20 protein-coding genes are annotated in these 26,989 nt (G+C 56.9%); 8 read left to right on the top strand and 12 right to left on the bottom strand.

Going from position 1 to position 26,989, the window contains the following annotated elements; genetic code table 11:
• Positions 1-56 precede the first annotated feature (56 nt).
• The 8 genes from JAO85_RS19180 to JAO85_RS19145 form a co-directional block, all read right to left on the bottom strand.
• Positions 57-1,058 (bottom strand): D-isomer specific 2-hydroxyacid dehydrogenase family protein, encoded by a 1,002-nt coding sequence (locus JAO85_RS19180; protein ID WP_237734916.1) that lies wholly within the window; start codon positions 1,056-1,058, stop codon positions 57-59.
• A 2-nt stretch (positions 1,059-1,060) separates the two neighbouring features.
• On the bottom strand, positions 1,061-2,206 hold the full coding sequence (locus JAO85_RS19175) for an acyl-CoA dehydrogenase family protein (protein ID WP_202788773.1): 1,146 nt from the start codon (positions 2,204-2,206) through the stop codon (positions 1,061-1,063).
• Entirely contained in the window at positions 2,203-3,030 is an 828-nt protein-coding gene (locus JAO85_RS19170) for a class II aldolase/adducin family protein (RefSeq protein ID WP_202788772.1), read from the bottom strand. The genes JAO85_RS19175 and JAO85_RS19170 overlap by 4 nt, the downstream gene beginning before the upstream one ends.
• Positions 3,031-3,058: 28 nt before the next feature.
• Positions 3,059-4,180 (bottom strand): LLM class flavin-dependent oxidoreductase, encoded by a 1,122-nt coding sequence (locus tag JAO85_RS19165; protein ID WP_202788771.1) that lies wholly within the window; start codon positions 4,178-4,180, stop codon positions 3,059-3,061.
• A 116-nt stretch (positions 4,181-4,296) separates the two neighbouring features.
• Positions 4,297-5,424, bottom strand: a complete 1,128-nt coding sequence (locus JAO85_RS19160) for a cytochrome c (RefSeq protein WP_202788770.1) — start codon at positions 5,422-5,424, stop codon at positions 4,297-4,299.
• A 43-nt stretch (positions 5,425-5,467) separates the two neighbouring features.
• Entirely contained in the window at positions 5,468-6,274 is an 807-nt protein-coding gene (locus JAO85_RS19155; protein WP_202788769.1) for an ABC transporter ATP-binding protein, read from the bottom strand.
• Complete coding sequence (locus JAO85_RS19150; protein WP_202788768.1) at positions 6,268-7,311, bottom strand: ABC transporter permease; 1,044 nt, start codon at positions 7,309-7,311, stop codon at positions 6,268-6,270. Before JAO85_RS19150 ends, JAO85_RS19155 begins: the two co-directional genes overlap by 7 nt.
• Positions 7,312-7,321: 10 nt before the next feature.
• Positions 7,322-8,350, bottom strand: coding sequence for an ABC transporter substrate-binding protein (locus tag JAO85_RS19145; RefSeq protein ID WP_202788767.1), 1,029 nt, complete (start codon positions 8,348-8,350; stop codon positions 7,322-7,324).
• Between the two features lie 156 nt (positions 8,351-8,506).
• On the opposite strand from JAO85_RS19145, the gene JAO85_RS19140 reads away from it, so the two are divergent.
• Complete coding sequence (locus tag JAO85_RS19140; protein ID WP_202788766.1) at positions 8,507-9,130, top strand: cysteine dioxygenase; 624 nt, start codon at positions 8,507-8,509, stop codon at positions 9,128-9,130.
• A 28-nt stretch (positions 9,131-9,158) separates the two neighbouring features.
• Positions 9,159-10,760, top strand: a complete 1,602-nt coding sequence (locus JAO85_RS19135; protein WP_202788765.1) for a rhodanese homology domain-containing protein — start codon at positions 9,159-9,161, stop codon at positions 10,758-10,760.
• Between the two features lie 66 nt (positions 10,761-10,826).
• On the opposite strand, the gene JAO85_RS19130 is transcribed toward JAO85_RS19135, so the two are convergent.
• Together JAO85_RS19130 and JAO85_RS19125 are read right to left on the bottom strand one after the other, a co-directional pair.
• The gene (locus JAO85_RS19130; protein WP_202788764.1) at positions 10,827-12,206 is read right to left on the bottom strand and encodes an LLM class flavin-dependent oxidoreductase; all 1,380 of its coding nucleotides are present in this window, start codon (positions 12,204-12,206) and stop codon (positions 10,827-10,829) included.
• Positions 12,207-12,221: 15 nt separating this feature from the next.
• Positions 12,222-13,181, bottom strand: coding sequence for an ABC transporter substrate-binding protein (locus JAO85_RS19125; RefSeq protein ID WP_202788763.1), 960 nt, complete (start codon positions 13,179-13,181; stop codon positions 12,222-12,224).
• A 746-nt stretch (positions 13,182-13,927) separates the two neighbouring features.
• Between JAO85_RS19125 and JAO85_RS19120 the strand changes: the two genes are divergently transcribed.
• The 5 genes from JAO85_RS19120 to JAO85_RS19100 all read left to right on the top strand — a co-directional run bounded on the left by JAO85_RS19120 (position 13,928) and on the right by JAO85_RS19100 (position 22,066).
• Positions 13,928-14,593 (top strand): response regulator transcription factor, encoded by a 666-nt coding sequence (locus JAO85_RS19120; RefSeq protein ID WP_202788762.1) that lies wholly within the window; start codon positions 13,928-13,930, stop codon positions 14,591-14,593.
• Positions 14,594-14,595: 2 nt separating this feature from the next.
• A complete protein-coding gene (locus JAO85_RS19115; RefSeq protein WP_202788761.1) occupies positions 14,596-16,068 on the top strand; it encodes a sensor histidine kinase in 1,473 nt (490 codons plus the stop codon).
• Between the two features lie 173 nt (positions 16,069-16,241).
• Entirely contained in the window at positions 16,242-17,411 is a 1,170-nt protein-coding gene (locus JAO85_RS19110) for an efflux RND transporter periplasmic adaptor subunit (protein ID WP_229228474.1), read from the top strand.
• Positions 17,412-17,439: 28 nt separating this feature from the next.
• Complete coding sequence (locus JAO85_RS19105) at positions 17,440-20,625, top strand: CusA/CzcA family heavy metal efflux RND transporter (protein WP_202788759.1); 3,186 nt, start codon at positions 17,440-17,442, stop codon at positions 20,623-20,625.
• A gap of 46 nt (positions 20,626-20,671) precedes the next feature.
• A complete protein-coding gene (locus JAO85_RS19100) occupies positions 20,672-22,066 on the top strand; it encodes an efflux transporter outer membrane subunit (protein ID WP_237734915.1) in 1,395 nt (464 codons plus the stop codon).
• Positions 22,067-22,087: 21 nt separating this feature from the next.
• Here JAO85_RS19100 and JAO85_RS19095 read toward each other — a convergent pair whose 3' ends face one another.
• Positions 22,088-23,701 carry a glycosyltransferase family 39 protein gene (locus JAO85_RS19095; RefSeq protein WP_202788757.1) on the bottom strand — a complete coding sequence of 538 codons (1,614 nt, stop codon included), beginning with the start codon at positions 23,699-23,701 and terminating at the stop codon, positions 22,088-22,090.
• An 854-nt stretch (positions 23,702-24,555) separates the two neighbouring features.
• Here JAO85_RS19095 and JAO85_RS19090 point away from each other — a divergent pair.
• Positions 24,556-24,810 carry a hypothetical protein gene (locus JAO85_RS19090; protein ID WP_202788756.1) on the top strand — a complete coding sequence of 85 codons (255 nt, stop codon included), beginning with the start codon at positions 24,556-24,558 and terminating at the stop codon, positions 24,808-24,810.
• A 484-nt stretch (positions 24,811-25,294) separates the two neighbouring features.
• Here the strand turns inward: JAO85_RS19090 and JAO85_RS19085 are convergent, their stop codons facing one another.
• Positions 25,295-26,476, bottom strand: a complete 1,182-nt coding sequence (locus tag JAO85_RS19085; protein ID WP_202788755.1) for a restriction endonuclease — start codon at positions 26,474-26,476, stop codon at positions 25,295-25,297.
• Positions 26,477-26,989: the final 513 nt, after the last annotated feature.

Raw genomic sequence — 26,989 nt, 5'->3', positions numbered from 1 at the left:
TGCTTTAGGTGAAGCGATTAATTCGCAGATGCTTATGCGAAAAACGGTGAGACAACTCAGTAGCCCTTGCTGAGATCCACCACATCAAACAGAGCTTGGGAGCTCCGATAACGTTGGAGATTCTCGGCAAACTTGTCCCGGGTCGCAGCTTGCACATCGCCTGCGGCCCAAGAAATATGCGGGGTGAGCCTGACCTTCTCGTGGCTGTAGAGCCAATGGTCTTCTGGCAGAGGTTCAGGCTCGGTCACATCCAGGCTGGCTGCGCCGAGCAGACCTGAATCCAGCGCAACTTTGAGTGCATCTTGGTCTACCAAGCCCCCACGAGCCACATTGATCAGATGCAGGCCCGGCTTGCAATACGCCAATGCATCGGCATTGATCAATCCCCTGCTCTCCGCCGTTAACGGCAAAGCCAACACCACATGGTCACTGCTAGCAAGCAATTGAGACAGGTCTTTGGCATAGGATGTTCCATCCTCAGTCAACTGCGCAGATCCTTTTCCATTGCGCAAAGCCTGCACCGTCATGCCAAATGCTTTTGCACGTTGGGCTACCGCCTTACCTATGGCACCGTAACCCACAATACCCAGTGTTTGCTCTGCAAGCAGCCTCATGGGCTGGGAGATCACCAAAGTCGATTGCCGTTCCCAAGCCGCAGCGTTTTTCGCACGGCGCGCATTCAACGCCAAAGACTGCTCCAGCAGTACAGAAAGCACGTAGTCGGCAATAGGCTCAGCCGCCACACCACGCGCACAACTGACTTGAACACCCTCAAACAACCAAGCGGGAAAATAATCGATGCCAACCGAAGCCAGATGCACCCAACGCAGACGCCCTGGCCAGCCTGCCGGCTTTTCTTTAGGGGCATCGCGCCATCCACTACGTGGAGCCGTCAGCAACACATCGGCCTCGTGACAACGCTCCCAGGCCAAATCTTGGCCCGCATCCAGAACCTGCACACCGGTAGATGCGGACAAAACCGCACTACCCAACTGATTAAGCACGACGGCTTGGCGCAGCGAAGGCGCCAAGGCGGGTGCGTCTGTCATTGCGCCCATGATCAAATCCCCAGGGCCTTGCGCCCCACGGTAATCCACACGCTATCGTCTTGAGGCGTATGGATACGACCGCACAGCACATCACGCCAATGGCGCTCCAAGGGGTTATGCCGTGTCAGCCCATGGTTGCTGGTCAGCGACTGGGCCAACTCGACCGCCTGCACAGCATTATTGGTAGTCACGCTCTTGATCAGCCCTGCTTCGTTCGCTGATGGAAATACACCATCGTCCTGGCCTCTGGCCAGTCCAGCGATCAAGCGCTGATTTGTCAGTAACAAACTTTCTATACGACCAACAATTTCTTGGGCACGCGGCAAGGTCGCCAAAGAAGCCCCCAAAGAAGACGGTTTGCGTGCATGCAAGAAACCCAGCAACCAATCTCGTGCGGCCTCGGCCACACCCGTATAAAGCGCTGAGATCAGCACAGCAATCTCTGCCTGCGCCTGGGGATCTGCACCAAGCCATTCGGCCGGAAGACGCAAATCCACTGCATTCTCGAAAGGCACCAGCACATCTTCAAACACCACATCATGGCTGCCACTGGCGCGCAAACCCAGGTGGTCCCACGTCTCTTCAATACGTGTACCGGCCAGCCCCGCAGGAACCAGCAAATAGCCAACTCTAGGCTCGGCCTCATCGGTACGCACCCATAGTGCATACCAGCTCAGAATCGGCGCACCTGTTGAGTACAGCTTGCGCCCCGAGACTCGCCACCCCTCCGGTGTTTGGCGTGCAATGGTCGCAGGCAGACCTCCACGCGCAGGAGATCCCAACTCAGGCTCCACACGCAAGGCGTTGATCAACGCCCCTTTCTCCGCGGCCTCACGCACTACTTTTTGCGCCAAAGCTTTGGGCCAACGATTACCCACGCGCCCCAAACTGCGGTGCTGAGTGAACTGCATGATCAGCACCAGTGCCGTAGCAGGATCGCCCTTACCAATCGCTCCAATCACATCACTGAGCTGCGCCAATGTGGCCCCCTGCCCACCAAGCGAGATGGGAGCGGCCAAGGTCAGCAAGCCCGCTTGATGCAGATCCGAGAAATTCTCAAAAGGAAAGCTCGCATCCCTATCATGCGCAGCCGCACGCTGCGCAAAATCAGCTGACAGGCTACGCACCAGCTCCGGTAATTTCAACGGCGCGTTCATTGCAGCACCTCCGGCTGCTCACGCACAATAACGGCTGCCAAATCGCGGAAGGTGTGATAAGCACCACCAGGGCCACCAATTTGCGAATGCGTCAATGCAGCAATCTCGTGCGGTATGGGTTGCGGTGTGCCTGCCGCTTCTGCAAGCAACTGTGTGTGGCAAACATTCTCTAGTGCGATATACCACCAAGCCGCAGCTTCGACCGATGGACCCGCTGTCAAGATACCGTGATTCTTGAGAATCACCGCCTTGCGCTCTCCCAGCACCTTGGCAATGCGTTCGCCCTCATCGGTCTCAAGCACCACCCCGGAATAATCGTCAAACAGCGCATGATCTTGGTAGAACGCGCATGAATCCTGGGTCAATGGGTCTAGCAAGCGCCCCAAGGTGGACCATGCCTTGCCATAGGTGGAATGGGTGTGCGCCGCAGCCACGATATTGGGACGCGCCTCATGCAGGGCTGCATGAATCGCAAACGCTGCACGGTTCAGCGGCCCTTTGCCCACCACAATTTCTCCGGCAGAGTTGACTAGCAATAGATCCGAAACACGAATTTGCGAGAAGTTGATGCCTAATGGATTGACCCAGAAATGGTCACTCCACTCGGGGTCACGGGCCGTAATATGGCCGGCCAGGCCTATATGCAAGCCGTGGCGTGCGAACAATCGAAAAGCAATTGCAAGTTGCTCACGACGATATTGACGCTCTTGCAGGATGCCGCGCTGCGGCGCAGGCTCTTCAAACCAGTCTTGTCGACGGGGGTGGGCGTTAATCTCCAGTCGCTGACTGAGCACTTGCTCGGACAAGGCAATAACAGTAGACATAGACAGTTCGATTTCTTCAAAAAGAGTTTCAAGCCGCCAGGGCTTGCAAGGCTGGCGATGAATGGGTGACCGCAACGCTCACCCGTTTGCTGCTTGCAAGCTTGTCCTTCACCAGAGGCAGCAGCTCACGCCCATAGGCCAAGGTATCTGGCAAAGGATCAAAGCCTCGAATCAAGAAGGTGTGAATACCCAAGTCGTAGTACTTGATCAGCGCATCGGCCACTTGCTCGGCCGTGCCCACCAGCGATGTGGTGTTGGAGCGCCCACCTGTTTCACGGGCAATCGCCGTCCATAGGCGCTCATCCACACGGTCGCCGTTGGCTGCATCGGCCAACAAACGACGTGCACCCTCGCTTTGCTGTGGGCCACCACGGGCATAGCTTTGCTCGGAACGCAAGTGCCTTGTAGTCTCAAGAATATGCTGTGCACGATCCCAGGCTTCGGCTTCCGTCGCACCCAAAATAGGTCGGAACGAAATGCTGAAATCGATCTCACGTTTATGGAGCGCTGCAGCGGCTCTTACACGCTGCACCAGATCACCCGCCTGAGCCAAAGACTCGCCCCACAACGCATAGAGATTGGCATGGCGACCTGCAACCTCCAGCGCAGGTGCTGAAGCTCCGCCAAAGTAGATCGGAATATGAGGTTGCTGCAAAGGCTTGACTTCAGACCACACACCCTTGGCGCGGTAGTAGCGCCCTTCGTGATCAAACGGTTTGTCTTCGCCCCAGACACGGCGCAGCAAACCTAGGTACTCATCGGTTCGCGCATAGCGCTCGTCATGACTCAAGAAGTCGCCATCACGCTGCTGGTCTTCATCGGAGCCGCCCGAGATGATGTGCACCGCAACCCGACCACCGGTGTAGTGGTCCAGAGTCGCCAACTGGCGAGCCGCCAACGTAGGTTCGACAAAGCCTGGGCGATGTGCCAGCAGAAAGTTAATATTTTTTGTTGCAGCTGCGGCATAGTTGACCGTCAGCAACGTATCTGGACTGCTGCCGCTGGCAGGCACCAGAATACGGTCAAAGCCCGCGTACTCGTGGGCCTGGGCAGATGCACGAACATAAGCGGGATTTATGGCAGGACCGCGCCTGGCAATGATTTCCGATACTTCATGGGGCTGAATCATGCCGATGAACTGAGCGCTCATGTGTATTCCTTGTTAGTTGATCATTGACCTCAACCATAGGTCGAACGCCTGAATCAACCAACGAAGAAAAACGAGTTTTCACATTCGCTTTTCGCATGTGAAACCTGAGGCACAACTCAGTGAGAGAAGCCCGCAACCACCGCGCGAACGGGCTCGGCATCCATACGGCGTATCAGAGCCTGCAAGCCGTCAGCCTCGCTAGCAGGCTTGCTGATTTGGAGGGTATCCGCCGTGCGACACACCAGATCATCTTCACTCCAGCCGGAACTACCAGGCTTGGATTGCGCGCGCAGCCAACCTTGTCTATCCACCAGAATCTGATACCCGCCCAACTGGCCATCCTCCACCCCCAGCAAGATGCTCAAAGCGCGGCGCATCTCTGCACTATCGCTTGTGCAATCTATGCCTTGCGTCTCACCCACCGACACCGTCACCATCCGCGGGTCTTCTCTGACCATGGTGTCCCCTGCAAAGACCAGGCGCACGGTCTGCCCGCGCAAGGCATCCAAGCGTTGACTGCCTGGGCCACGCCCTGCACATCTCACGGCCTCATCTGGCAAAGCCACAGGAAACTCCCAAACGCCTTCACGCTTAAGAGACTGCCCCGCCGCTTGCGCACGAACAAAGCCCAAGACCATCCAGATCTGCTCATCCGTCATTAATGCATCGGCAGCAGGCATGGTTACGGCGCCATGCCTGTCTGTCATGCCATGGCGAACACTCCAGAACAGCTCACCCTCAAATCGTCGCCACAAGATGGATCGATTCAAAGTAGGTGGCCATATCGCTTGCTTATCGGCATCCACTCCATCGCCGTCCCCCAACGCGCCATGGCAACGCAAGCAATGTGCTTGATAAAGCTGCCGCCCTTGCATCACTGCACTAGCGTTAAAAGGCACGGCGCTGGCGTGAAACGCGGTGGGGACGGTGGGCGTCAACAGCAAACGCCATATAGGCCATGGCGTGAACAGAGCGATCAAGATCGCCAGAGCCCCGAGCACCAGCAGCCTGCGTGGCCTCTTTCGCCACCACAGTGCCACAGCCAAAATCAGCAGCAATGCAACAATGGCCAGTGCAGCCAACACCACGCGCGCAGCCTGCCCCCGATCAAAAAGAAGCTGCTCTGCCGCCAACCTATGGCTAAATGGCCAAGAGCTGACCCCCAATACTTCCAGGAAAGCTGCCAGGCCAAGTTGTGCCTGGTGCAAGACCCATAAAAGGGTCTTGACTCCATCATCCGTCATACCAACCTATTCAAGCTCTGCTCGCCATTACCAAATTCTCAAGTTACCAACTTGCATCCAGACCTAGCAGCTTGAGGGCTTCGTGACGCAGCTCCGTCAGTTCTGGATGGCTGCGGTGACGCGGATATGGCAGATCGTTGTGCAAAACGGCCTTGACCCGCGCTGGTCGATCTGAAAGCACCACGATGCGCTGCGCAAGGAATAGCGCCTCTTCCACATCATGGGTTACCAGCAGCGCAGAGAAGCCTTTGCGCTGCCACAGCTGCACAATTTCCGTCTGCATACCGAGTCTCGTCAAGGAGTCAAGCTTGCCCAGCGGTTCATCGAGTATCAACAACTCAGGATCATTGACCAAGGCCCGTGCCAAAGCCGCACGCTGCGCCATACCGCCAGACAATTGATGCGGGAAAGCCTGCGCAAAATCTTGCAACCCCACCAAAGACAAAGCCTGATCAACCCGTGCGGCATGGGTCTTCTGCAAACCTCTGGCCTGCAAACCTAGCAATACGTTGTCACGCACAGTGCGCCATGGGAACAGCGTGGGATCTTGGAACACCAGCAAGCGTGAAGGATCTGGATCTTCAATCTGCTGGCTGTTGTGACGTATCTCTCCCGTCGTAGGCGTATCCAGGCCAGCCACCAAACGCAGCAGGCTCGATTTACCACAGCCGCTAGGGCCCAAGAGGGCCACAAACTCGCCAGGAGCGATATCTAAAGAAAAATCATCCAGCACCTGCAAGCGCTTGTCGCCGTCACCAAACCAGTGGTTAACCGCCTCAATTTGCACATGCGCGCCCGCTTGCACCGTGGACGCATCGGCCCGCGTGACTTCTGCAACTCGCCCTACCATTTCACCACTCCTTTTTGCCAGCGCAGCACGCGGTCACGAACCAAAAATAGCAAGCTAATCAGGCCAGAGAACAGCAGTGCCATCACAATCAGCGCCCCATACATGTTGGGATAGGCTGCCCAGCCCTGCGCCCAGGTCAGATACCAACCCAAGCCCGACTTCACTCCCAGCATCTCAGCTGCAACCAAGGTGGAGAACGCTGCGCCCAAACCCATGAACAGGCCCACAAACACCTGAGGCAAGGCAGCAGGTACAGCCACACGCAAGATCAAAAACCACTGCGATGCCCCCATGGTTCGTGCCACGTCATAAAAATTCTTGTTCACGCCGGCAATGCCAGACCATGTCAGCACAGCCACAGGGAAACCTGTTCCCAAAGCGATCAAAAACACCGCAGTGGACCAACTGGATGGAAAGAAGAAAAACGAGACAGGGAGCAAAGCCGTGGCGGGGATGGGTCCCAGAACCCGCAGCACAGGGTGAATCCAGTAGCTGGCCTGACGCGACCAACCAATCCATACCCCAACCAGAAAGCCCGTCCATGCACCGCACACAATTCCTGCTGACAGCAGCACCAAAGAGTTACCGGTGCTGTCCAGCAGCTTGGCTGCGTCCGTGGTAAAAACTTCTATCAGGCTTTGAGGTGGTGCAAAAAATGGCGTTGGCAAGCTGGCCAATTTGGCAGTCACAATTTCCCACCCAGTCAAACCTGCGCCCAACGCCACCAACCAAGGCCCCAGTGCTTTAACCCGCTTTGTGACGGGAATACCAATCAAAGGGCTCATCGCCTGCAGTAACGCAACCAGCGCCACAACTGCAGCAGCACATCCAAACTCAGTGGTGTAGGCCCAATCGCTAAAGCCGACCTCTGCGTTGGGCCAGAGCAAGGTCACTGCAGATAAAACTCCCCAGGACACCGCAGCCGACAACCCAACCAACCACAAAGCCTGGATCGATCTACGTGTTTGAGGCACTGACAACGGAGACTTAACCTCGATAGAGTGCTCCAGCGTTGCAGAAATATTCACCGCACTCATAGCCTTCTCCTCAGGTCAGTACATCCACATGAACATGGGTCGCAAAGCGAGCGGGATCCGTTGAGGGTTTCAGCACCCCAACGGTTTTGAAATCACGTGCGTAGAATTCAATTTCTTGGCGCAAAGCCTGGCCCTGCGGGTGATGCTTGTGCGTCAATGTAGCCAGCACCGCACGCAAGTCAGCCTCAGACACCTTCGAATAGGCGCTGTAGATACGAGCCGTTTCCGCAGGGTAATTGGCGACAAAATCAGATGCTTCGTTGATTGCTCTGACCAAAGAAGCGACCACCGGTTTTTCGTTTCGCACCAGCTTGCCTGTCACACCTACCACGCAGCAAGTCTTGGTCGCATATTCACCGCTCAAATTGGTCGCCAGCTCCACCAGGCCCTTGGTGCGGCGCTCAATGATGGCGAGATTCGGGTCTCCGTCAGCAATTGCGTGGGCTTCACCCTTTTCCACCGCCACACCCAGCATGTCGCCGGGGAACTGTCGCCAGTTCACGTCCTTTTCAGGATCCAGCCCAGCCTTGAGAAGCAGAATCGAGAAGAAATTCTTACCGGGACTATTCAGGTCTGAAACAGCAATCGTCTTTCCCTTGAGCGCTTTGAGCGTGGTGACGCCGGCAGGTTGAAAGCCCACCAAGCGCACACAGCCGCCATGGCTGCTGCCGACCAGCTTGACATCAAAGCCGGACTCCAAAGGCTTGAGCCAGCGATGAATCATGCCCAGGCCGCCATCGGCCTTGCCTGTGGCAATGGATTCCAACAGCTGATCGGTAGATCCGCTGAAGTTAATCAGCTCAACATTCAGACCATGCTTTTCAAAAATACCGCGTTCTATGGCCACCGGCGCTGGCGAAAGACAAACCGCCCCCATATTCCAGGCCAGTTTTAGGCTGCGCGTGGGTGGAGCAGCCAGAACCTGGTTTGCCCCCAAGCCCACCAAGCCCAAAGCGCCCGCTGCAGACGCTGTGCGCAAAAATGCACGACGCCCCAAGCCATTACCCTCGCCCAGCTGTGCTGGATCCAATGCCGCCATGACCAATCCCCTTATGTTGCCAAGCCTGCATTGAACCCAAGAGACCCCTGGTGCGCCAACGAAGAAAAACGAAGATCCTTATGCGAAAGTATTCGGCCAGCAGGGCCACGCTTCTGCTGCAATCGGCTCAGACTTCACTCTTCGTAAACGAAAGCCATGACGACAAGCCACAACCCTGCAAGACTGCGCCGCTTTCTCGCGCAACTCACCCAGCTAGTCCACGAGGCTCCTGAAGAAACCTTGTTACTGGAGCGCGGCAAGGTGCTGCTGCACAACCTGGTGCAGCACGATGACTGGCTACCAGATGCCTATGCCCAGCCATCACCAGAGCGTTACCAGCAGTACCTGCTGTACGCAGATCCGCTTGAGCGCTTTTCCGTTGTGAGCTTTGTATGGGGACCCGGTCAAAAAACGCCGGTGCACAACCATACGGTATGGGGTTTGATTGGCTTGCTGCGCGGCGGGGAAAAGTCCCAAGGCTTTGCGCAAAACACTGAAAAGCAATGGCAGCCTCAGGGTGCCGCCCATGTGCTTTCACGGGGCGACGTGGAAGCCGTTTCTCCCACCATCGGTGATGTGCACCAGGTCAGCAATCTCTTCGAAGACCAAACCTCCATCAGCATCCATGTCTATGGAGCCAATATCGGCGCAGTCCACCGTTCTGTCTTCACAGAAGATGGCAAGGAAAAAGCCTTTATCTCTGGCTACAGCAACACCACGCTGCCCAACATCTGGGACAGATCGCGCGAAACCGAATCGCACGCTGCCACCTCTCATTGATTTCACTGACTTTTCTTTCTCACGCTCCATGACTCAACCTATTTCCTACACCACGACCGCTCAAGTCCGTGAAGCTTTGCTTGCCAAGCGCGAAATTGCCTTGCTTGATGTGCGCGAAGAAGATCCGTTTGCGCAAGGCCACCCGCTGTTTGCCGCCAACCTTCCACTGGGCCGACTAGAGTTGGATGCGCGCTGGCGCATTCCCCGCCCCAATACCCAGATCGTGGTCTATGACAACGGTGAAGGGCTTGCTGAAATTGCTGCACAGCGTCTGCAAGCCCAAGGCTTTACCCAGGTCAGTCTGCTACAAGGCGGATTGCAAGGTTGGCGCGATGCAGGCGGCGAAATCTTTATCGACGTCAACGTCCCCAGCAAGTCTTTTGGCGAACTGGTGGAGTCCGAGCGTCACACGCCCTCTTTGCCCGCCCCCGAAGTCAAGGCCTTGCTGGATCAAAAAGCCGATGTCGTGGTGCTGGATGCTCGCCGCTTTGACGAGTACCAAACCATGAACATCCCCGGCAGCAGCAGCGTGCCGGGTGCTGAACTGGTCTTGCGCGCCCGTGAACTGGCGCCCAACCCGACAACACGCATCATCGTGAACTGCGCGGGCCGCACGCGCAGCATTATTGGCACCCAATCGCTCGTCAACGCAGGTCTGCCAAATCCTATTTCCGCTCTGCGCAATGGCACGATTGGCTGGACGCTAGCAGGCCAGACCCTGGAGCACGGTGCAGATCGCCGCGCTCCGGCCACAGTCTCTGCAGAGCACAAAGCTGCTGCTGCCAAACAAGCCCGCGACGTGGCAGACAAAGCCGGCGTACAACGCGCTGTGCCCAGCGATATTGCCAACTGGCAGAAAGAAGTGGATCGCACCACTTACCTGCTCGATGTCAGAACCCCCGAGGAATTTACGGCAGGCCATCTCTCTGGCTTTCGCAGCGCGCCCGGTGGTCAACTGGTACAAGAAACCGATGTCTCTGCACCGGTACGCGGCGCTCGCATCGTGCTGGCTGACGATGATGGCGTGCGTGCCAATATGACGGCTTCTTGGCTGGCCCAGATGGGCTGGAATGTGTATGTGCTTGACGGTCTGAGCAGTGCCGACTTTTCAGACAGCAGCCCGGTGGCGCAAAACCTGCCAGCGCCCACAGCGCCCGTGACCTGGATCAAGCCCCAAGCCTTGGCTGATGCAATTGCCAAAGCACCTAAAGACAGCATTGCTGTGGTGGACCTGACCACCAGCGCCAACCATGTGCGCCGCCATATCCCCGGTGCCTGGTTTGCGCTGCGAACCGATCTCCAACAAGCACTGAGCCGCATTCCCAAGGCTGATCGCTATGTGCTGACCTGCGCCAGCAGCTTGTTGGCCAAATACGCGGTACAAGAGTTTGCCGAGGCCACCGGCGCAACCGTTGAGGTACTGGAGGGAGGCAACCAGGCTTGGGCCGATACAGGCCTGCCCGTTGAAGCCGGTGAGCAACGCCTTGCCAGCCCCCGCGTCGACCGCTATCGTCGTCCCTATGAAGGCACAGACAACGCCCATGAAGCCATGCAGGCCTATTTGGACTGGGAGTTTGGTCTAGTGGAACAACTGGGCCGCGATGGTACCCATGGTTTCAAAGTGATCTGAACTGTCTCACACTCACCCACAAAAAAGGCAGCTCGCAAGCTGCCTTTTTTAATCTATACCGAACACTCAAACCACTGCTGTTTCTGGTTGACTCTGCGTTGTTTGAGTCTCTTTCGCCTCTTGAGCCAAGCGCTTGACCGTATTGCGGTTCACGGGCACATCCAGCCCCAGGTTGCCGCGGAAGGTATCAGCCTCATAAGCTTCGCGCCAAATACCGCGCTGCTTGAGCAAAGGCACAACCAGCTCAACAAAGTCTTTCAGCGACGTATTAGGCAAAGCTTCAAAGAAGTTAAAGCCGTCTGCGCCTTCGTTGTTGAACCAGCGCTCAATTTCATTGGCTACATGCTCGGCCGTGCCGACAAACACCGTCTTTGGCGTAGCGAACCACTGCGCCACCTCACGCAAAGTCCAGTCATTTTCACGCGCAATCTTTTTGATGTGATCGCTGGCGGCCTGCTGGCTGTTGCGTCCAATGTCACCCAAATCAGGGAAGGGTTCATCCAGCGGATAGACCGAGAAGTCATGGTCATTGAAAGGCCGGGCCAAAGCAGCCAAGGCATTCTCAATAGGCACGAGGCTCGCTGCAATGCGGTACTTTTCTTGCGCTTCCTCCTCAGTGCGTCCTACGATGGGGCGAATGCCAGGCAAGAGCAGCACCTTGCTCGGGTCACGCCCAAACTTTGCCACCTTGGCTTTTACGTCGCGGTAATAGGCTTGAGCTTGCTCCAGCGAGTCGGCGTGAAAAAAGATCGCATCAGAGCGTGAGGCGGCAAAATTTTTACCGTCTTCGGAGGCTCCAGCCTGAAAAATCACCGGCTGGCCTTGCCGTGAACGTGCAATATTGAGCGGCCCTTCCACCGAGAAAAACTCACCCTTGTGATCCAAGCGGTGTAGCTTCTTCTTGTCAAAGAATTGGCCTGTAGCCTTGTTGCGCACCAGTGCATCGTCTTCCCACGAGTCCCACAGACCTTGCACCACATCCAGATGTTCACCCGCCAGGCGGTAGCGCACATCATGAGCATAGTGCTCATTGCGACTGTAGTTGCGCGCACTACCGTCCAGCCAAGAAGTCACCACATTCCAGCCCGCGCGGCCACCGCTGATATGGTCTAGCGAAGCCAATTGGCGCGCCACCGTAAACGGCTCGCTATAGCTGGCTGTAATGGTGGCAACCAACCCGATATGAGAGGTGCCCCCCGCCAGTGCAGAAAGAATCGTCAACGGCTCAAAGCGGTTGAGATAGTGTGGACTGGAGCGCTCAGTGATATGCACGCTATCGGCCACAAACAGAAATTCGAACCCCGCTTTTTCTGCCAGCTGTGCCTGCTCTCGATAGAAACCGAAATTCACGCTGCCATCGGTCAGCGCCGCCTCATGGCGCCAGTCTCCCCAACCCGCCCCCACTCCATGCAGAACAAAACCGGCCTTAAGTTGTCGTTTGCTCATCTTGCTTCCCCTCCCTCAGGCTGTACCGCCTAAATATCGATTGAATGTTTTGTCCCACAGCGGCCGCACATCGGCCGAACCTTCCAGCACCCCCATGGACTGAAAGGCTTCGGCTACACGCTGGTGACTTAAAACGGCTTTGTCGCTTACCGCCTGAACACTGCTGTTCTGGCTGCGGTTGTTATAGATTTCGACCAAGTCACCCACCGGCACGCGCGTTTGTGCGGACTGGGCCTTGGCGTAGTCCAGAAAGTTGGCATTGCTCCAGACATAGGCTTTTTGCAGGCGCTGCAGCAAATCAGCCAGGGCAGCTTGGCGTTGCATGTCTTGCACCGCCTTTGGATTGGCATAAATCAGAAAATTGCCCGACAGATAACCCACCGCCGTTTTGAGAATGCGTGCACCATGACGTGTGCGGGCCAGTTGGCCGTTGTAGCCATAAATGGCCCAGGCATCGATATCGCCGCGCGCAAAAGCCGACAGTCCATCTGCGGGCGAGAGATTGACGGGTTTGATATCGTCAAAACTCAGCCCAGCTTCCTTGAGCTGTTGATACAGATACAGATGCGAGGTGGTACCGCGCACATAACCCACGCGCTTGCCACGCAGATCTGCCACCTTGTAAATGGCCGAGTCTTTTTGCGCCAGCGTGGCCTGGTTGTTCAAGTCTTCGTGATAGACCGCAACCACTTTGACCGAGGCCTTGGCCTTCGCGGCAAACACAGCTGGTATCTCGCTGCCAGAGCCAAAATCCAGCGCATCGGCGTTGATGCTTTCAATGTGCTGCACGCCAGAGTTGAACTCTTTCCAGTCAATCTGATACGGCGTTTGCGCCAGGCCTGCGGCCTCCAGCAAAGTTTTGTGGCCGCCTTTATAGGTGGCCGCACGCAAAGTCACACCACGCAAATTGCTTTGCGCATTGCCGATGGATGGCAAAGCCGCGGCCAGCGATAACGCTCCAGCGCTTTGCAGCATGCGCCTTCTTGAGGGCGAAAGCGAGGAATGGGAATATGGTTCCATAAGGCAGTTCACGATGAGGAATCGGCGCGGCCTGAAGTTCAAGGCCAGCGAAATCGTGTCCTGACTCTAGAAGCTGTTTCGTGGTGCGTTAAGGAAGAAAAACAGATATGGATATACCTCGTGCAATACCTGCTTGGCATTTGGACTCTTGAAAGAACATCCTCCTCGACAACTTTGAGGTGTTAGACAGGCCCACATAAAAGGCCCTGATGCAATGACGGTGGTGGGCCATTCAGCAGTCATTGGCATTTCTTAGTCGAACGGCTGTAACCAGCCCGTACCTTCCGTTCGTGATCTCACGGTGCACGGCTGCTTCTGGCCGGTAGCAGCCAGCCGCCGAAGGCTGCTTACGACCTATTGCAGCCGTTTGAACATCACAACCCAAAGTCGGCTCAGCCATGAAAACCGACATTAGATTTTTCGGTATCCAGCAGCAATTGCGAGACTGAACTGCCATCTGTCTGAATTCGCTGTTGTCATCTTTCAGACCGGCAGCAGACTACAGGGCATGCGCACCGGTCAAGTTGCGGCCACGAGTGGAGTTGGGGACACGCTATGCGGACATGGAGCAATGTGCTTGCTAGACAATCCCCCAAGCTTCCTAGACGCAGTGGCTGGACAAAGCCCATACCGGCACACAATTGCGTCACATTTGGCGCAAAAATGGCATCGAACACTTTCACTTCTTTATTCAGAAAACCATGCGTGTACTTGTTGTAGAAGACGATCCCGCCCTGCGTCTGGGCATCAGCCGCATGCTTCAGGCCGAGGGTTGGCAGGTGGACGTCGTCACGGATGGCGAATACGCTCTTTCCGCATCGGCAACACAGGACTACGACGCGGCTGTGCTGGATCTGGGTCTGCCTCGGCGCAGCGGTCTGGAAGTGCTCTCGCGCTGGCGCAACCAGGGCAAGGATCTAGCCGTGCTCATTCTCACCGCCAACGACGGGCTGACGAGCCGGGTTCAAGGTCTGAACAACGGTGCAGACGACTATCTGGCAAAACCCTTCGAGCCCGAAGAACTGGTGGCGCGCCTGCGCGCCATCACCCGCAGACGCAGCGGCAATACCAGCAATCTGCTGAGCCTGGGGCGCTTGCGTTTCAATACCGACACCAAGGAACTGAACAGTGATGGGGAACGCTTGGCTCTGAGTCCGCGAGAGGCCGCGCTGCTAGAGCTTTTGATGTCCTCGCATGGCAGTGCCGTGCCCAAAGCGCGCATCATTTCGGCCATGTCGAGCTGGGAAAGCAACTTCAGCGCCAACTCGGTAGAGATCTACATCCTCAAGCTGCGCCGCAAGCTGGCACCTGCAGGAGTCAACATCGTCACCCTGCGTGGCGTAGGCTACGCGCTGGAGCTACTGTGAGCATGCCGCCCCCAAGCCGTACCAACCTCACCCCTCTAGGCTGGATCAATCCCAGCCTGCTCAAGCAGTTGATGCTGCCCGTAGTCTCGCTATGGGTGGCCTGTGCCTTGCTGGCGACCAGTGCGGCCTATCTGCTGGCAGGGCGAAGCACCAATACCTCGTTCGACCGCTTGCTGGCCGATGATGCGCAGGCCCTGTCTGCCCAGCTACGCTGGAACGACGGTGTAGCCAGCTTTGCCGCAAACAAGGAAACCGCAGATTCGCTCGTGTTCGACTCGCTATCCCTGAGCCACTACTCGGTACACACGGCCAGCGGACGCACGCTCATGGGCGACATGCATCTGGAGATTCCAGAGATCGAGGCCCGCACCGACCAGCAAGCCATCTTCTTCGACCACACGGGAAGCCGCAGCCATACCCATTTGCGAGTGGTCGCACAGCGCTTACAGCCCTCCCCCAGCGATGAGGCCGTATGGGTGGTGGTGGCGGAGTCCAAGGAAAAGCGCAGACAGGTCAAGGACGAGATCGCCACCGCAATCTTCCTGCCCGCGCTGATCGTCGGCTTCATCATCATTCCGCTGTTCTACTACAGCATTCGCAGAGCACTCTCCCCCACGCGCCAGCTCAGTGCCCTGGTCGTAGCTCACGGTGACGATAACCTGTCCCCGCTTCCCGTGGAACAAGTCCCGCAGGAGCTGCGAGAGCTGGTCGCGCACACCAACTCGCTGCTGCAACGACTGCAGGCCTCGGTCAGCGAGCAGCGCCGCTTCATTGCCGATGCGGCACACCAACTGCAAACCCCCATGGCCGGAATTCGGCTGCTGGTTGGTGACATGCGACGCATTCAAAAAGCCGACCCCACACAACCCATGGATGCCGAGGTTCTGGCCCAACTCGATGAAGTCGCTACACGCGGCGCGCGCATGGTCAAGCAATTGCTGGCATTTTCCCGTGTGGCAGAAGACTCTGCGGCCGAGCCCGAACACTTCGACGCAGTGGAGGCCGTGCTGGAGCCCGCCGCTCGCTGGCGCGGCCTCGCTCTTGCTGCAGGCAAAAGCTTGGAGCTGGAAAACCATGTTGACCCCATGCAGGAGTTCATGCTCCATGGTTCATCGGTGTTACTGGGCGAAGTCATTTCCAATCTCCTGGACAATGCCATTCGCTATGGCGGCCAACAGATCTGGCTGCGACTGCACCATCACGGCAGCACGCTGATAGTCCAGGTACAGGACAACGGGCCGCCACTGGATGACCATACGCGCGAGCATCTGCTGCTGCCCTTCTGGCGCGGCGACCATGGCCAACCCGAAGGCTCTGGCCTTGGCCTGTCCATTTCCCACCGCATTGTGGAACGCCTTGGCGGGCGCTTTGTCCTGATCGACAAACCCGGGCTCGGCGCCTGCTTTGAAATTACGCTGCCCTGCGAGGCAAGGCAACTACCCGCATTAGAGGAGCGGAATGCAGAGGACAACTGAGGACTTCAAGCTGATGTAAAGCTTGCGGGGCTTAACTTCGACAGCACTGTTGCTGACTGCGCCCATGAAACGCAGTCATAAGCAACCAAGCAGCTCGATTCAAAGGATGGCCCCCCATGACCGCCCCAAGCACACCTCGCTCTTCTTCGCCAAAGCGTACGATCCTTATCGCAATGGCTGCTCTGCTCTGCCTGGCAGCCGTCGGTGGCATCATCTATGCAGGCTCTCACAACGCTCAGGCAGAGGAGGCGCCTACAGACGCCGTTGCCGGCAAAGTAGATAAAGGCATCGTGCGGGTCCAGCCCGATCAGGCTGCCAGCTTTGAGATCGGAAAGCCAGAAACGCACGAGTTCAGCAATGTGCGCCAGTCCATCGGTGTCATCGACTTCAATCAGGATCGTACCGCCAAGGTGCTCTCGCCTTATCAGGGGCGGGTCTCGCAGGTCTTGGTCAAGGCTGGCGACGATGTCAAGGCGGGTCAGGTGCTCTACACCGTGGCGGTGCCAGACATGGCCCAAGCCGCATCCGCATTGGTTAGCGCCAGTGCCACACTGCGCAACGCCAACGAAACTCTCAGGCGTGCAGAGACGCTGGCAAAAGACAGCAGCATTCCCCAGAAGGAGTTTCTACAGGCCCAGGCCGATCAGCAAAGTGCCAAGGCCGCCTATGACGCAGCCCATCAAAATCTGCGCCTGTTTGATCTGAGTGACGCAGACATAAGCCGCATGGAGCGTGATCGCAAGATAGGCCTGGAGTTCGCCGTCAAAAGCCCAATCGCCGGCCGTGTGACGCAGCGCAGCACACAGCCCGGCCAACTGGTGCAGCCGGGCAGCGACCCGGCTCCAATCGTGGTTTCAGACATGCGCTCGTTGTGGATGGTGGCCAATGTGCCCGAATCCCAGTTCAGCCAGTATCGCCTGGGGCAACCCGTGCAGGTCAGGGTCTCAGCTTGGCCGGACAAGAGCTTTGACGCCAAGGTCTCCTATGTAGGCGACAGTGTGGACGCCGACAGCCGTCGTTTTGTGGTGCGAGCCGAAGTCGCCGACCCCGAGCATTTGCTGCGCCCGCAGATGACGGCGGACTTCAACATCACGGTAGCCGCCGCAGAAGACAGCCTCGCCGTCCCTGCCCAGGCAGTGGTTCGAGAAGGCAACGGCCATGACGTGGTATGGCTGGCCATGGGCAAGGATGCCAAGGGATCGCTGTTTACCAAGACGGCCGTGGTGCGCGGGAAGACTGCCGACGGCTGGGTACAGATCGAGCAAGGCCTTAGAAGCGATCAACTGATCGCCCGCAAGAACGCGCTGTTCCTGAGCAGCCTGTACGAGACCGACGCGCAGTAAGACTGCCGTCTGCATCAGGAGTATTGCAGTGTTCAGACCTTTGCTAGCCTTTGTCCTTTCGCGCCGACCCATCGTGTTGCTGGCCCTGCTGGCCTTCATGGGAGCAGGCCTGCTGGCCTTCTCCAAGCTCAATGTGGAGGCCTACCCCAACCCTGCTCCCGTGATTCTGGAAATCACGGCCCAGGCTCCTGGTCTGTCCGCCGAGGAGATGGAGCGCTACTACACCCGCCCCATGGAAATCGGGCTGGCCACCACGCCCAATGTGGACAACATCCGCTCCACTTCGTTCTACGGCCTGTCCTTCGTGCGTATCACCTTCAAGTACGGCACGGACTACTATTTTGCGCTGTCGCAGGTGGCCAACAATCTGCAGGCCAATGTGAGCCTGCCGGGCGGCGTGCAGCCGCAGATTCAGGCCTCCAGTCTGGTTGGGGAAATCCTGCGCTACCAGGTCAAGGGGCCTTCGAGCTATAGCCTGACCGATCTGCGAACCTTGCAGAACTGGGTGATAGAAAAGCGTCTACTGACCGTGCCCGGCGTGGTGCAAGTCGTGACCTGGGGCGGCACCACCAAGGAGTACCACGTCGACGCGGATCCGAAGCGACTTGAGGCTCACGGCATCACCCTCAAGAACTTGCTGGATTCCATAGGCAATGCCAACCTCAACGTTGGCGGACGCGCCATTAGCGTGGGCGACCAATCGGTGAACATCCGCGGCCTGGGGCTGGTCAACAACTTGGACGATATCGCCAATATCGTCGTAGGACAGAAAAACGGCATGCCCGTGCAGATCAAGGATGTGGCCAGCATCCAGGAAGGCACGATCCCGCGTCTGGGCGAAGCAGGTCGCGACAAGCAAAACGATGTGGTGACCGGCGTGGTCATTATGAACCGCACGCTGCACACCAGCGATGTCATCGACAAGGTCAAGGCCGCGGTACAGAAGATCAACTCCGACGGCACCCTGCCCGCTGGTGTCAAGCTCGAACCCTACTACGATCGTGCAGTGCTGGTGGGCGTAACCACGCATACTGTGCTTCACAACCTGATCTTCGGCTGCCTGCTGGTGTTTTTCATCCAATGGGTGTTTCTGGGCGATCTGCGCAGTGCCGTCATCGTCAGCGTCAATATCCCGTTTGCGCTGTTCTTCAGCATCATGATGCTGGTGTTGACGGGAGAGTCCGCCAATCTGCTGTCACTGGGAGCGGTGGACTTCGGCATCATCGTAGACGCGGCCGTGATTCTGGTGGAGAACGTCTTCCGCAATTTCCAACGACCGGCTCCCATCCGAGCCTCCCTGCTCAGAGCCATGTCAAAAGGGCCAGACGGAGCACGCACACAACCCGGCGATGGCTGGACCTCGCGGCTGCGCATGATCTATCTAAGCGCCACCCAGGTTGACAGCTCGGTGTTGTTCTCGACCTGTATCACGATTGCCGCCTTCACCCCCTTGTTTGCGATGCAGGGCGTGGAAGGCCAGATCTTCGGCCCCATGGCACGTACCTATGGCTATGCACTGGCCGGTGCGCTGCTTGCCACGTTCACCATCACTCCGGTGCTGGCCAGCTATCTGCTGCCCGCAAAGATCGAGGAAAAGGAAACCTTCGTTGTCCACGCAATTCATCGCATCTACGAGCCAGCTCTGAGCTGGGTTCTCAAGAATGCGCGCCTGGTGGTGATGCTGGGCGTCGTCGCGCTGGCCGGCGGCGGGCTCATGGCCATGCAGCTGGGCAGCGAATTCTTGCCCGCACTGGAAGAGGGCAATCTGTGGATTCGTGCGTCCATGCCGCCCACCATTTCGCTGGAATCAGGCCGGACACGTACCGACCGCATGCGCCAGATCATCAACGAGTATCCCGAGGTCATCACGGTGGTGTCCCAGCATGGCCGGCCGGACGACGGCTCGGACGCTTCGGGCTTTAATAATGTGGAGCTGTTTGCACCGCTGCAGCCCTTTGAGAAATGGCGTCCCGGCATGACAAAGACCCGTCTGGTCAACGAGCTTCAAAGCCGGTTTGCGACGGAGTTCCCTGGTGTGAGTTTCAACTTCTCGCAATACATTCAGGACAATGTGCAAGAAGGCTTGTCTGGCGTGAAGGGTGCCAACTCCGTCAAGATCATCGGTCCCGACCTGCCCACGCTGGAAAAGATTGCCGACCATGTCTACGAGGTCATGGGCCATATCGACGGCGTGGCCGACCTAGGCGTGTTTCATGTGCTGGGCCAGCCCAATATGAACATCCAGATTGATCGCCAGAAAGCGGCACGCTATGGCCTCAACACTGGCGATGTGGCCAACACCATCCAGACAGCGCTGGCGGGTACCCAGGCCACCACGGTACTGGAAGGCGAAAAGCAGTTCGGCCTGACGGTGCGCTTTGCCGAAACCAGCCGTGCGTCACCCGAGAACGTGCGCAATCTGCGCGTGGGCTACACCACTGCCTCGGGCGGAACCTCCTATGTACCGCTATCGGACATTGCCACGATCACACTGGACACGGGCGCCACGTATATCTACCGCGAAAGCAACGAGCGCTACATCCCCATCAAGTTTTCCGCACGCGGGCGCGATCTGGGCAGCACGGTCAGCGAAGTCCAGCATCGCATTGCTCAGGAGGTGCATCTGCCGCAGGGCTACCGCATCATCTACGCCGGGGAATTTGAAGCGCTTCAGCAGGCCAAGGCTCGCATGATGATTGCCATCCCCGTGGCCTTCTGCCTGGTGTTTGCGCTTCTGTATGCCTTGTTCAACAACTTCACCTATTGTCTGCTGACGCTGGCCTCGGTGCCATTCACGGTGATCGGCGGCATTCTGGCCCTCTACGTCTCGGGTCAGGTGCTCAGCGTTTCGGCCATCATCGGCTTCATCTCACTGCTGGGCGTGTCCGTGATGGACGGGATTCTGATTCTCAGCGTCTACAAGGACCTGCGTGCCATGGGCCATGAACCCACACGCGCCGTTGGCGAGGCGTACCGCAGTCGCATGCGCCCGCTGCTGATGACGGCTCTGTCGGCCTGCATTGGCCTGCTGCCTGCCGCCATCTCCCACAGCATCGGCAGCGAGGTCCAGCGCCCCCTGGCCACTGTGGTAGTGGGCGGCATGCTGATAGGCCCGGTATTCCTGCTGCTGGTGGTCCCGGCGCTGCGCCTGGTGGTGCTGCGTCGCATGAAACCCAATACACGCCGCGAAGGTCTGGGAGGCAAACGTGCGTAAAACAACTACATACCCAAAATTGCGCGCGATCACCCTGGCAAGCAGCTTGACTGCCTTGCTGGCCGGCTGCGCCGTGGGCCCCGACTATGTACGCCCCGAGGTGCACAAGCCGCAGACCCTGACCCGAGCCTCCGTGGCGACATCGCTGCCTGTGAGCACCGCTGGCGGCATCGGCAACCAGTGGTGGCAGGCTTTTGGCAACGCAGAGCTGGACTCCATGGTGCAAGAGGCCTTGAGCAAAAGCCCCTCCATCGAGGCGGCCCAGGCCACTTTGCGCGCCGCACACCAGAACGTGGTGGCTCAGCGCGGCTACTTTCTGCCCTCGATTCAACTGGGCTACAGCCCCACACGTCAGAACACCGGGCAATCTGTCTCGCCCCCCCTGAACAATGGCGAATCGCTATACACCTATCACACGGCCCAGCTCAGCGTTTCCTACGCCCCTGACCTATTTGGCGGCAACCGCCGCCAGGTCGAAGGCCTGCAGGCAGCCGAAGAAAACCAGCGACTGCAGTTGCAGGCAGCCAGACTGAGCCTGGCTGCCAATCTGGTGGCGGCAGTGATCCAGACCTCCATGCTGCAAGAGCAGACAGACCTGCTGCAACAAGCCACTGAAGCCGCCCAGCAGCAGTTGCAGCATATGCGCAAGCAACAGGCCAACGGCTATGCCAGCGGCATGGATGTCGCCACCCAGCAAACCCTGTTGCTGCAGCTGCAACAGCAGTTGGTGCCGCTGCAAAAGTCACTGGAGCAGACTCGCAACCTCGTGGCCACACTCATGGCTCGCACGCCTGATCAGGCTCCAGCCCTGCTGCCTTTGTCCAGCTTCCGGCTGCCATCGCTGCCTGAGGTCGTGCCATCACAGCTGGTAGACCAGCGCCCCGATATCCGCGCTGCAGAGACCCAAGTGCAGCAGGCCAGTGCGGCAGTGGGTGTAGCTACTGCTGCGCGACTGCCGCAGCTGAGCATCTCGGCGGCCTATGGTGGTGGTGCCACCACGTTTGCGCGCATGTTCTCGGCTGGCAATGTGACCTGGGCCCTGGGCGCCAACCTGCTGGCGCCTCTGTTCAATGGCGGCACATTGCGGGCCCATCAAAAGGCGGCCGAGGCCGAACTGCAGGCTTCGACCGCCAGCTACCAGAGCACGGTACTTTCTGCATTTCAGGACGTAGCCAATGCGCTGTATGCCGTGGATGCAGATTCTCGCGCCCTACAGATGAGCCAAGATAGTGAAAGTGCCAGCCAGACGACCTGGAAGCTCAGTGACTCACAGCTCAAGGCCGGCTATGCCAGCATGCCCACGGCCCTGGCCGCCAAACAGTCCTGGCTGCAGGCGCAAGCTGCCCGCGTGGCAGCGCAAGGCAGCCTCTATGGTGATGTGGTGGCCCTCTATCAGTCACTCGGCGGAGGCGTGCTTGGCTCGGATAAAAGCGTAGACTGAGGTTGATACAGCGTCGCCTAATCAATGCACGATGGGAGAAGGTGCTGTGCAAGCGGTGTTAGGTGTCCAAAGCCAAACAGCGCGAGAACCCAGCTCAAGCATCGGTTTGATACCAGATAGCGATGGTGTCATCTGCTTCGCAGACTCGGGCTCTCCAACAACCCATACCCGGTGCTTGGTTGTGCACAAAGCATGGTTTACATCCTGTTTTTCAAGGAGTAAATGGCTTGCGCTATTTGGAGAGAATGCTGTGGCATCCAGCAGTTCCTTCCTCCAGTTATCGGACTTTGATGCTTTGGCGGCTTGCCAGTCATCGACGACCCAAGGGATCTGGCCTGTGTGCATGTAGAAAGGAGCGCCGTAGTACAACTGTCCGAGCATCATGATCCGATCGTCGGGCTGCACCGGCAGCGCGGCCAGGCGGTCCCAACGAGTTTTCTGTGGAACACCTTTGGTGCCGAAGCCGATAGCCAGCACCGTGCAAAGAGCCGCCGCAGCTCCAATGGTGATAGAGAGCTTAGATCTCACCCGCAGTATATTCGACCCATCACCATCGAGAGCCGTTTGCCAGATTCGGGCGATCAGGTAAGCCAGAGGTGGAAGTGCCGGCAGCACATAGCCCACGATCTTGCTGCTGGGAATAGAAAAGAAGGCCACCACAGCCAACAGCCAGACCGCCATATACCGATCGAGGTTCGTTTGAGCAGGGTGTGAGTCAGATTTGGGCATGAACTCTTGCTGAGCCCGCCATTGCCTGAACAGCATATAGATTCCAGCCAGAGTCAATGGAAGACATGCAAGTGCGATCACCGCCAGGTAGAACCACCATGGCTGCGGGTTGTTGAAGCCCGTTTCGGTGTAGCGCTGGAAATGCTGTGTAACGAAGAAGTAATGAAAAAACTGCGGATGCTGCTTTTGCGCAAACCATGCCCATGGCCCCGCAACCGCCAGTATGGCAAGCCACACTGGCGGGTACAGGGGAAGCGCCATTTGCTTCCAGCGACGCTCCCAAAGCATCCATATTGACCAGATCAAGCCCGGTAACACCAGGCCAATGAGCCCTTTGGCGAGAAAGCCGAGACCCGCAAAAACACCAGCCGCCGTGATCCAGGTGCGCCACGTCTTGCCGAGGTCCGCCTCTATCGTGGCAATGAATGCACAGGTGGTGCAGGTGCACATGCAACCAGCCAGCAGCATGTCCATATTGGCGTACTGAGCGGCCAAATAAGCGAAGGGCATCGTGAGGAAGATGATCGCCGCAGCTATGGCGGTCGAGGTGCTTGTGTAGCGTCTGGCTAGAGCCAGCAGGCTCATCGATGCCAGCCATGCTCCCAGCATGGACGGCACGCGCGCCACCCATGCATGGACACCGAACAGCTCATAGCCACCGGCTGCAAGCCAGTAGTACAGAGGTGGTTTGTGAAAGAAGGGAAGCCCGTTGAGATGAGGCGTCACCCAATTGCCGGTGCGCAGCATGTCCAAAGCAACGACGGCATAGCGTCCCTCATCCGGGTCACTCAATGGACGAATCCACGCAAAGGCCAAGAGCCACAGCGCCATTGCCAAGCCGCAAAGGAGTGTGTCGTCGATCTTGCGGCTGAAGGCCTTCACGCCCAGAGGGATGGCGGTTTGCATGGGCTAGACCAGACCGCACAGTGAAATAACGGAAGTTGCAGCGCATTCGCTTCTGGCTGCAACCTCAAACCTTTGCATCTTTACTAGCAGCATCACCGACTCCTTTGGCTAAACAAGTCGTGATGGGCTCGGACGGAGCAGCTCACCCGCTGTTATTGCTGTCTGGAATCTAGGTTTTGCAACTTATCAATTTCTTAAGGCTCACGCGCGGACGATGCTTGCTTGATATGTAAACCTGACTTTTATCGACACGGAAGCCTCCTCATACGCTTCCTTAATTCCGGTGTTTTCGCATCAACAACCGAAACCAGCAATAAAAAAATTCATATGCACAAGGAAGGTTTGCGATGACTACTAGAGGGTGAATTTATTTGTTACATGAGATAACATTAAAAAATCAAAAGAGCGAGGCTGCATTGATTCGAATCCTCATGTATTCGTTGATTCCGCTAGTTGTGTGGAAGACTTGCACTGCATATTACCCATTGCACCCAAGAGCATCGGCCAGTCCTTTTGATGCCGATAAGCGCGCTCGCGTTATAGATGTGTGGACTAACACCAATAAGGAGAAAAATATCACACCCTGTGAATCAGGAAAGCATTGCCCAATGATGTTGCCGTGTGTAGAAAAGCCTCCTACTCATTGCGCTGCAAACCTAAAGTCCAGGTGAACGTGCTTGCATCGTTTCACTATTGGCATGGACCATACGATGCGTAAAATACTCTAATGAGTCGAACAGCAACAGCCGCAACCGGGCAGAAGCAGTCGCCTAGGAGAGTACCTCCAAGGACTGCTTCTGGCCGTTCCCAGTCATACGCACCGGAGCTGCACCCTCCTCTGAGACAATCGCGCGATGACCGATGAATCGCCGATCCACACAGTCCACAAGCGCGTTTGCCACACGTTCCTCCGGCACTGGAAGGCCCACAACAACGCCTACCCCAAGCTGATCAAGATGACGCCCGAAGAGCTGCGGCAGTTCAACATCGTCAACTCCTTCGGCAAGCCCAATGAGCTGTGGGGCGTCCCAATAGAAATCGACCCCAACACCACGGGTGCGATGATTGCGGTCGATGGGACGGAAATGCCTCTCGTTGAAGGCTACTGAGAGAAGTCATGCACCTAGGCTAACGTCGGAATTCCTGGCCAGAGCGCGCCAGCGACTACATCACAGAAGCAGTCCACCCCGAATGGGTGCTTGTAGTCACCCTTGATGATGGGCTTGTGTACTTCGGGCCGGGCCCGGCGAGCGTGGTTCGCTCCCCCGCTCCTTTCTGAGCGAAGTGCGCAGGACCGCTAATGCCCCATTGCGGTCGCCGCAAAATTAGTAGCGAGTGTCTGCTCTTTTGGCAGGAGCGGTCACTCGGGACTCGGCAATCTGGACGAGGTTTGGCCGCTCTTGCCAAAAGTAGCCATCCTGAGCGGTGCGACAGCCAATTACAGCAGGAGGCCCGCTAACCAGTTGGCATAACATGTCAGATATTACGGGAGAGAAAGTGGTGTTATTGGCCAATTTCAGTCATCTGATTTTCGATGGGCGGTGTTTAGTGTCCGTGTTCTACGACTTTCTTAAATAGACCAAATGCGATTCCTTATTGGACCCAGCGTATTGAGACATTTTGATGACGGCAAACCCATTCCTCGAGCTCACTTGCAACTGTGGAAGGCTCGACCTCCAGTGTCAGGGGTCTACCATCAATTACCTTTACCAATTGCTCAAGGATTTCATCTGCCGCAGATGCGCTGACGACCCGGACTCCGTTCAATGCCAAGCAGACGGTGTATGAATCACATTCGGGCGGAATTGCCAACCTACTGACGAAACGTCGTGCTTCGTCACGAGATATAACGTACTCTAATTCCAACGCAGATCTGCATGTTTCTGGGATTGAGGCCAGAGGCGCCATGGCGGTAATGTGCGTAGTGTTAAATCGGGTTAATTTTGGGTTGTGCGGGGTGTATTCCCAAGCCAACCTTCCACTTTCCTCGTGCAGTTTTCTAATAGTTCGAAGGCCATGTTGATTCGATCTCTTTGGCAATGAAGCGGTTAGGCTGTTGAAGATTTTTCCGTTATCTTCGAAAATTATCTTATTTGATCGCACTGTAATACGTGCCACAGTTGCGGTGCCTTTTCCCGGGTCTAAAGTATTTGCCGTAAGTTCTGAAAGAATTGTTTTCAGTGCCTCTAGGTCAGTGCCTGCCATACTTTGAAATTCTTTTCTTTTGAAAAGCTCCTTAAGGCCTGACTCCCAGTTGAACTGCGGTAACGAGATCTGAATATGGCCAAGGCGATCAAATTGCAGTAAGCGTTCAGGTGAAAATGCTTCAGGGTAGAACCGACATGCGACGTCCTCATGTTTGGTTAGGAGGGCTTCGATATCAGGCCAGAAAAGCAGCTCAATCGGATACTTTTTTTGCCAGCTTTCGGAAATTTGCGCACACATGTCAGTCGCCGATTTATCGTAGGGACAAGTTGTGGCAATCTTCAGCGATTTGAGGCCCTGTGAGTATTTTAGGGAGGTTTGATAAATTTCATTGATATCAGTGTCTTTGAGTTGTCTACCAGTGAGCTCGGATCGGAGCTTGCACTGGACGCCAATTGGTTTCTTATCACCTTCGAGAAGCACTGTGATGTCAACGCCGTGCTGGTCTTGTCCGGCTCGGCCATAGCGGTGTGCGCTGCATGGTCGGTACTCGCGCTCAAGAAGTTGTTCGCAGAGTTCTTCAAAGTCCTGCCAGTTGGATGGGATGCGCCAGCTTTTGGAAATACTCATGTCGGTTATTTATTCTTAATTTCTAACAAAGACTCAGTTTACTGGCAGAGTCGGACTCGAGGTGACGATCTCTACAGCCACTGAGTCGTTCAGCTTTTGGTAGACAGCTTTACGGCTCGAAGAAAATATACAAATTGCTTCGCAAGGAATGCTTTCTCGAAGAGCAGCCATTGGCAACTTTCAGTTGAAGGAACGCAAATAGCCTAAACCTGCCGCTGACGGATTTGACCCGAAGGACTGCTGATGGCCGTTCACAGTCAAACGCACCGGAGCAGCACCCTCCTCTGAGACAATCGCGCGATGACCGATGAATCGCCGATCCACACAGTCCACAAGCGCGTTTGCCACACGTTCCTCCGGCACTGGAAGGCCCACAACAACGCCTACCGTTGTGCGCTCCCCAGCACCCTTTTGACTTCCGAGCACAGGTCCGCTAACGACCCATTGCAGCCAGTGGGCTCCGGCTTCACCGAGGTAATTGGCAGAGATTTGAAAAGCTATTCAACTGCAGCA

The sequence above is a fragment of the Comamonas sp. NyZ500 genome (assembly GCF_016772095.1).
Lineage (GTDB): Bacteria > Pseudomonadota > Gammaproteobacteria > Burkholderiales > Burkholderiaceae_C > Comamonas > Comamonas thiooxydans.
The sequence above is the reverse complement of the archived record's forward strand: the minus strand, read 5'-3'. Positions and strand labels throughout refer to the sequence as shown.

Bases quoted from the DNA above. Each gene is read 5' to 3' on its own strand.
- JAO85_RS19160 (WP_202788770.1), bottom strand. From the start codon at position 5,424: ATGACGGATGATGGAGTCAAGACCCTTTTATGGGTCTTGCACCAGGCA.
- JAO85_RS19165 (WP_202788771.1), bottom strand. From the start codon at position 4,180: ATGAGCGCTCAGTTCATCGGCATGATTCAGCCCCATGAAGTATCGGAA.
- JAO85_RS19135 (WP_202788765.1), top strand. From the start codon at position 9,159: ATGACTCAACCTATTTCCTACACCACGACCGCTCAAGTCCGTGAAGCT.
- JAO85_RS19125 (WP_202788763.1), bottom strand. From the start codon at position 13,181: ATGCTGCAAAGCGCTGGAGCGTTATCGCTGGCCGCGGCTTTGCCATCC.
- JAO85_RS19110 (WP_229228474.1), top strand. From the start codon at position 16,242: ATGGCTGCTCTGCTCTGCCTGGCAGCCGTCGGTGGCATCATCTATGCA.
- JAO85_RS19140 (WP_202788766.1), top strand. From the start codon at position 8,507: ATGACGACAAGCCACAACCCTGCAAGACTGCGCCGCTTTCTCGCGCAA.
- JAO85_RS19155 (WP_202788769.1), bottom strand. From the start codon at position 6,274: ATGGTAGGGCGAGTTGCAGAAGTCACGCGGGCCGATGCGTCCACGGTG.
- JAO85_RS19170 (WP_202788772.1), bottom strand. From the start codon at position 3,030: ATGTCTACTGTTATTGCCTTGTCCGAGCAAGTGCTCAGTCAGCGACTG.
- JAO85_RS19180 (WP_237734916.1), bottom strand. From the start codon at position 1,058: ATGGGCGCAATGACAGACGCACCCGCCTTGGCGCCTTCGCTGCGCCAA.
- JAO85_RS19175 (WP_202788773.1), bottom strand. From the start codon at position 2,206: ATGAACGCGCCGTTGAAATTACCGGAGCTGGTGCGTAGCCTGTCAGCT.
- JAO85_RS19090 (WP_202788756.1), top strand. From the start codon at position 24,556: ATGACCGATGAATCGCCGATCCACACAGTCCACAAGCGCGTTTGCCAC.
- JAO85_RS19095 (WP_202788757.1), bottom strand. From the start codon at position 23,701: ATGCAAACCGCCATCCCTCTGGGCGTGAAGGCCTTCAGCCGCAAGATC.
- JAO85_RS19130 (WP_202788764.1), bottom strand. From the start codon at position 12,206: ATGAGCAAACGACAACTTAAGGCCGGTTTTGTTCTGCATGGAGTGGGG.
- JAO85_RS19145 (WP_202788767.1), bottom strand. From the start codon at position 8,350: ATGGCGGCATTGGATCCAGCACAGCTGGGCGAGGGTAATGGCTTGGGG.
- JAO85_RS19115 (WP_202788761.1), top strand. From the start codon at position 14,596: ATGCCGCCCCCAAGCCGTACCAACCTCACCCCTCTAGGCTGGATCAAT.
- JAO85_RS19120 (WP_202788762.1), top strand. From the start codon at position 13,928: ATGCGTGTACTTGTTGTAGAAGACGATCCCGCCCTGCGTCTGGGCATC.
- JAO85_RS19085 (WP_202788755.1), bottom strand. From the start codon at position 26,476: ATGAGTATTTCCAAAAGCTGGCGCATCCCATCCAACTGGCAGGACTTT.
- JAO85_RS19150 (WP_202788768.1), bottom strand. From the start codon at position 7,311: ATGAGTGCGGTGAATATTTCTGCAACGCTGGAGCACTCTATCGAGGTT.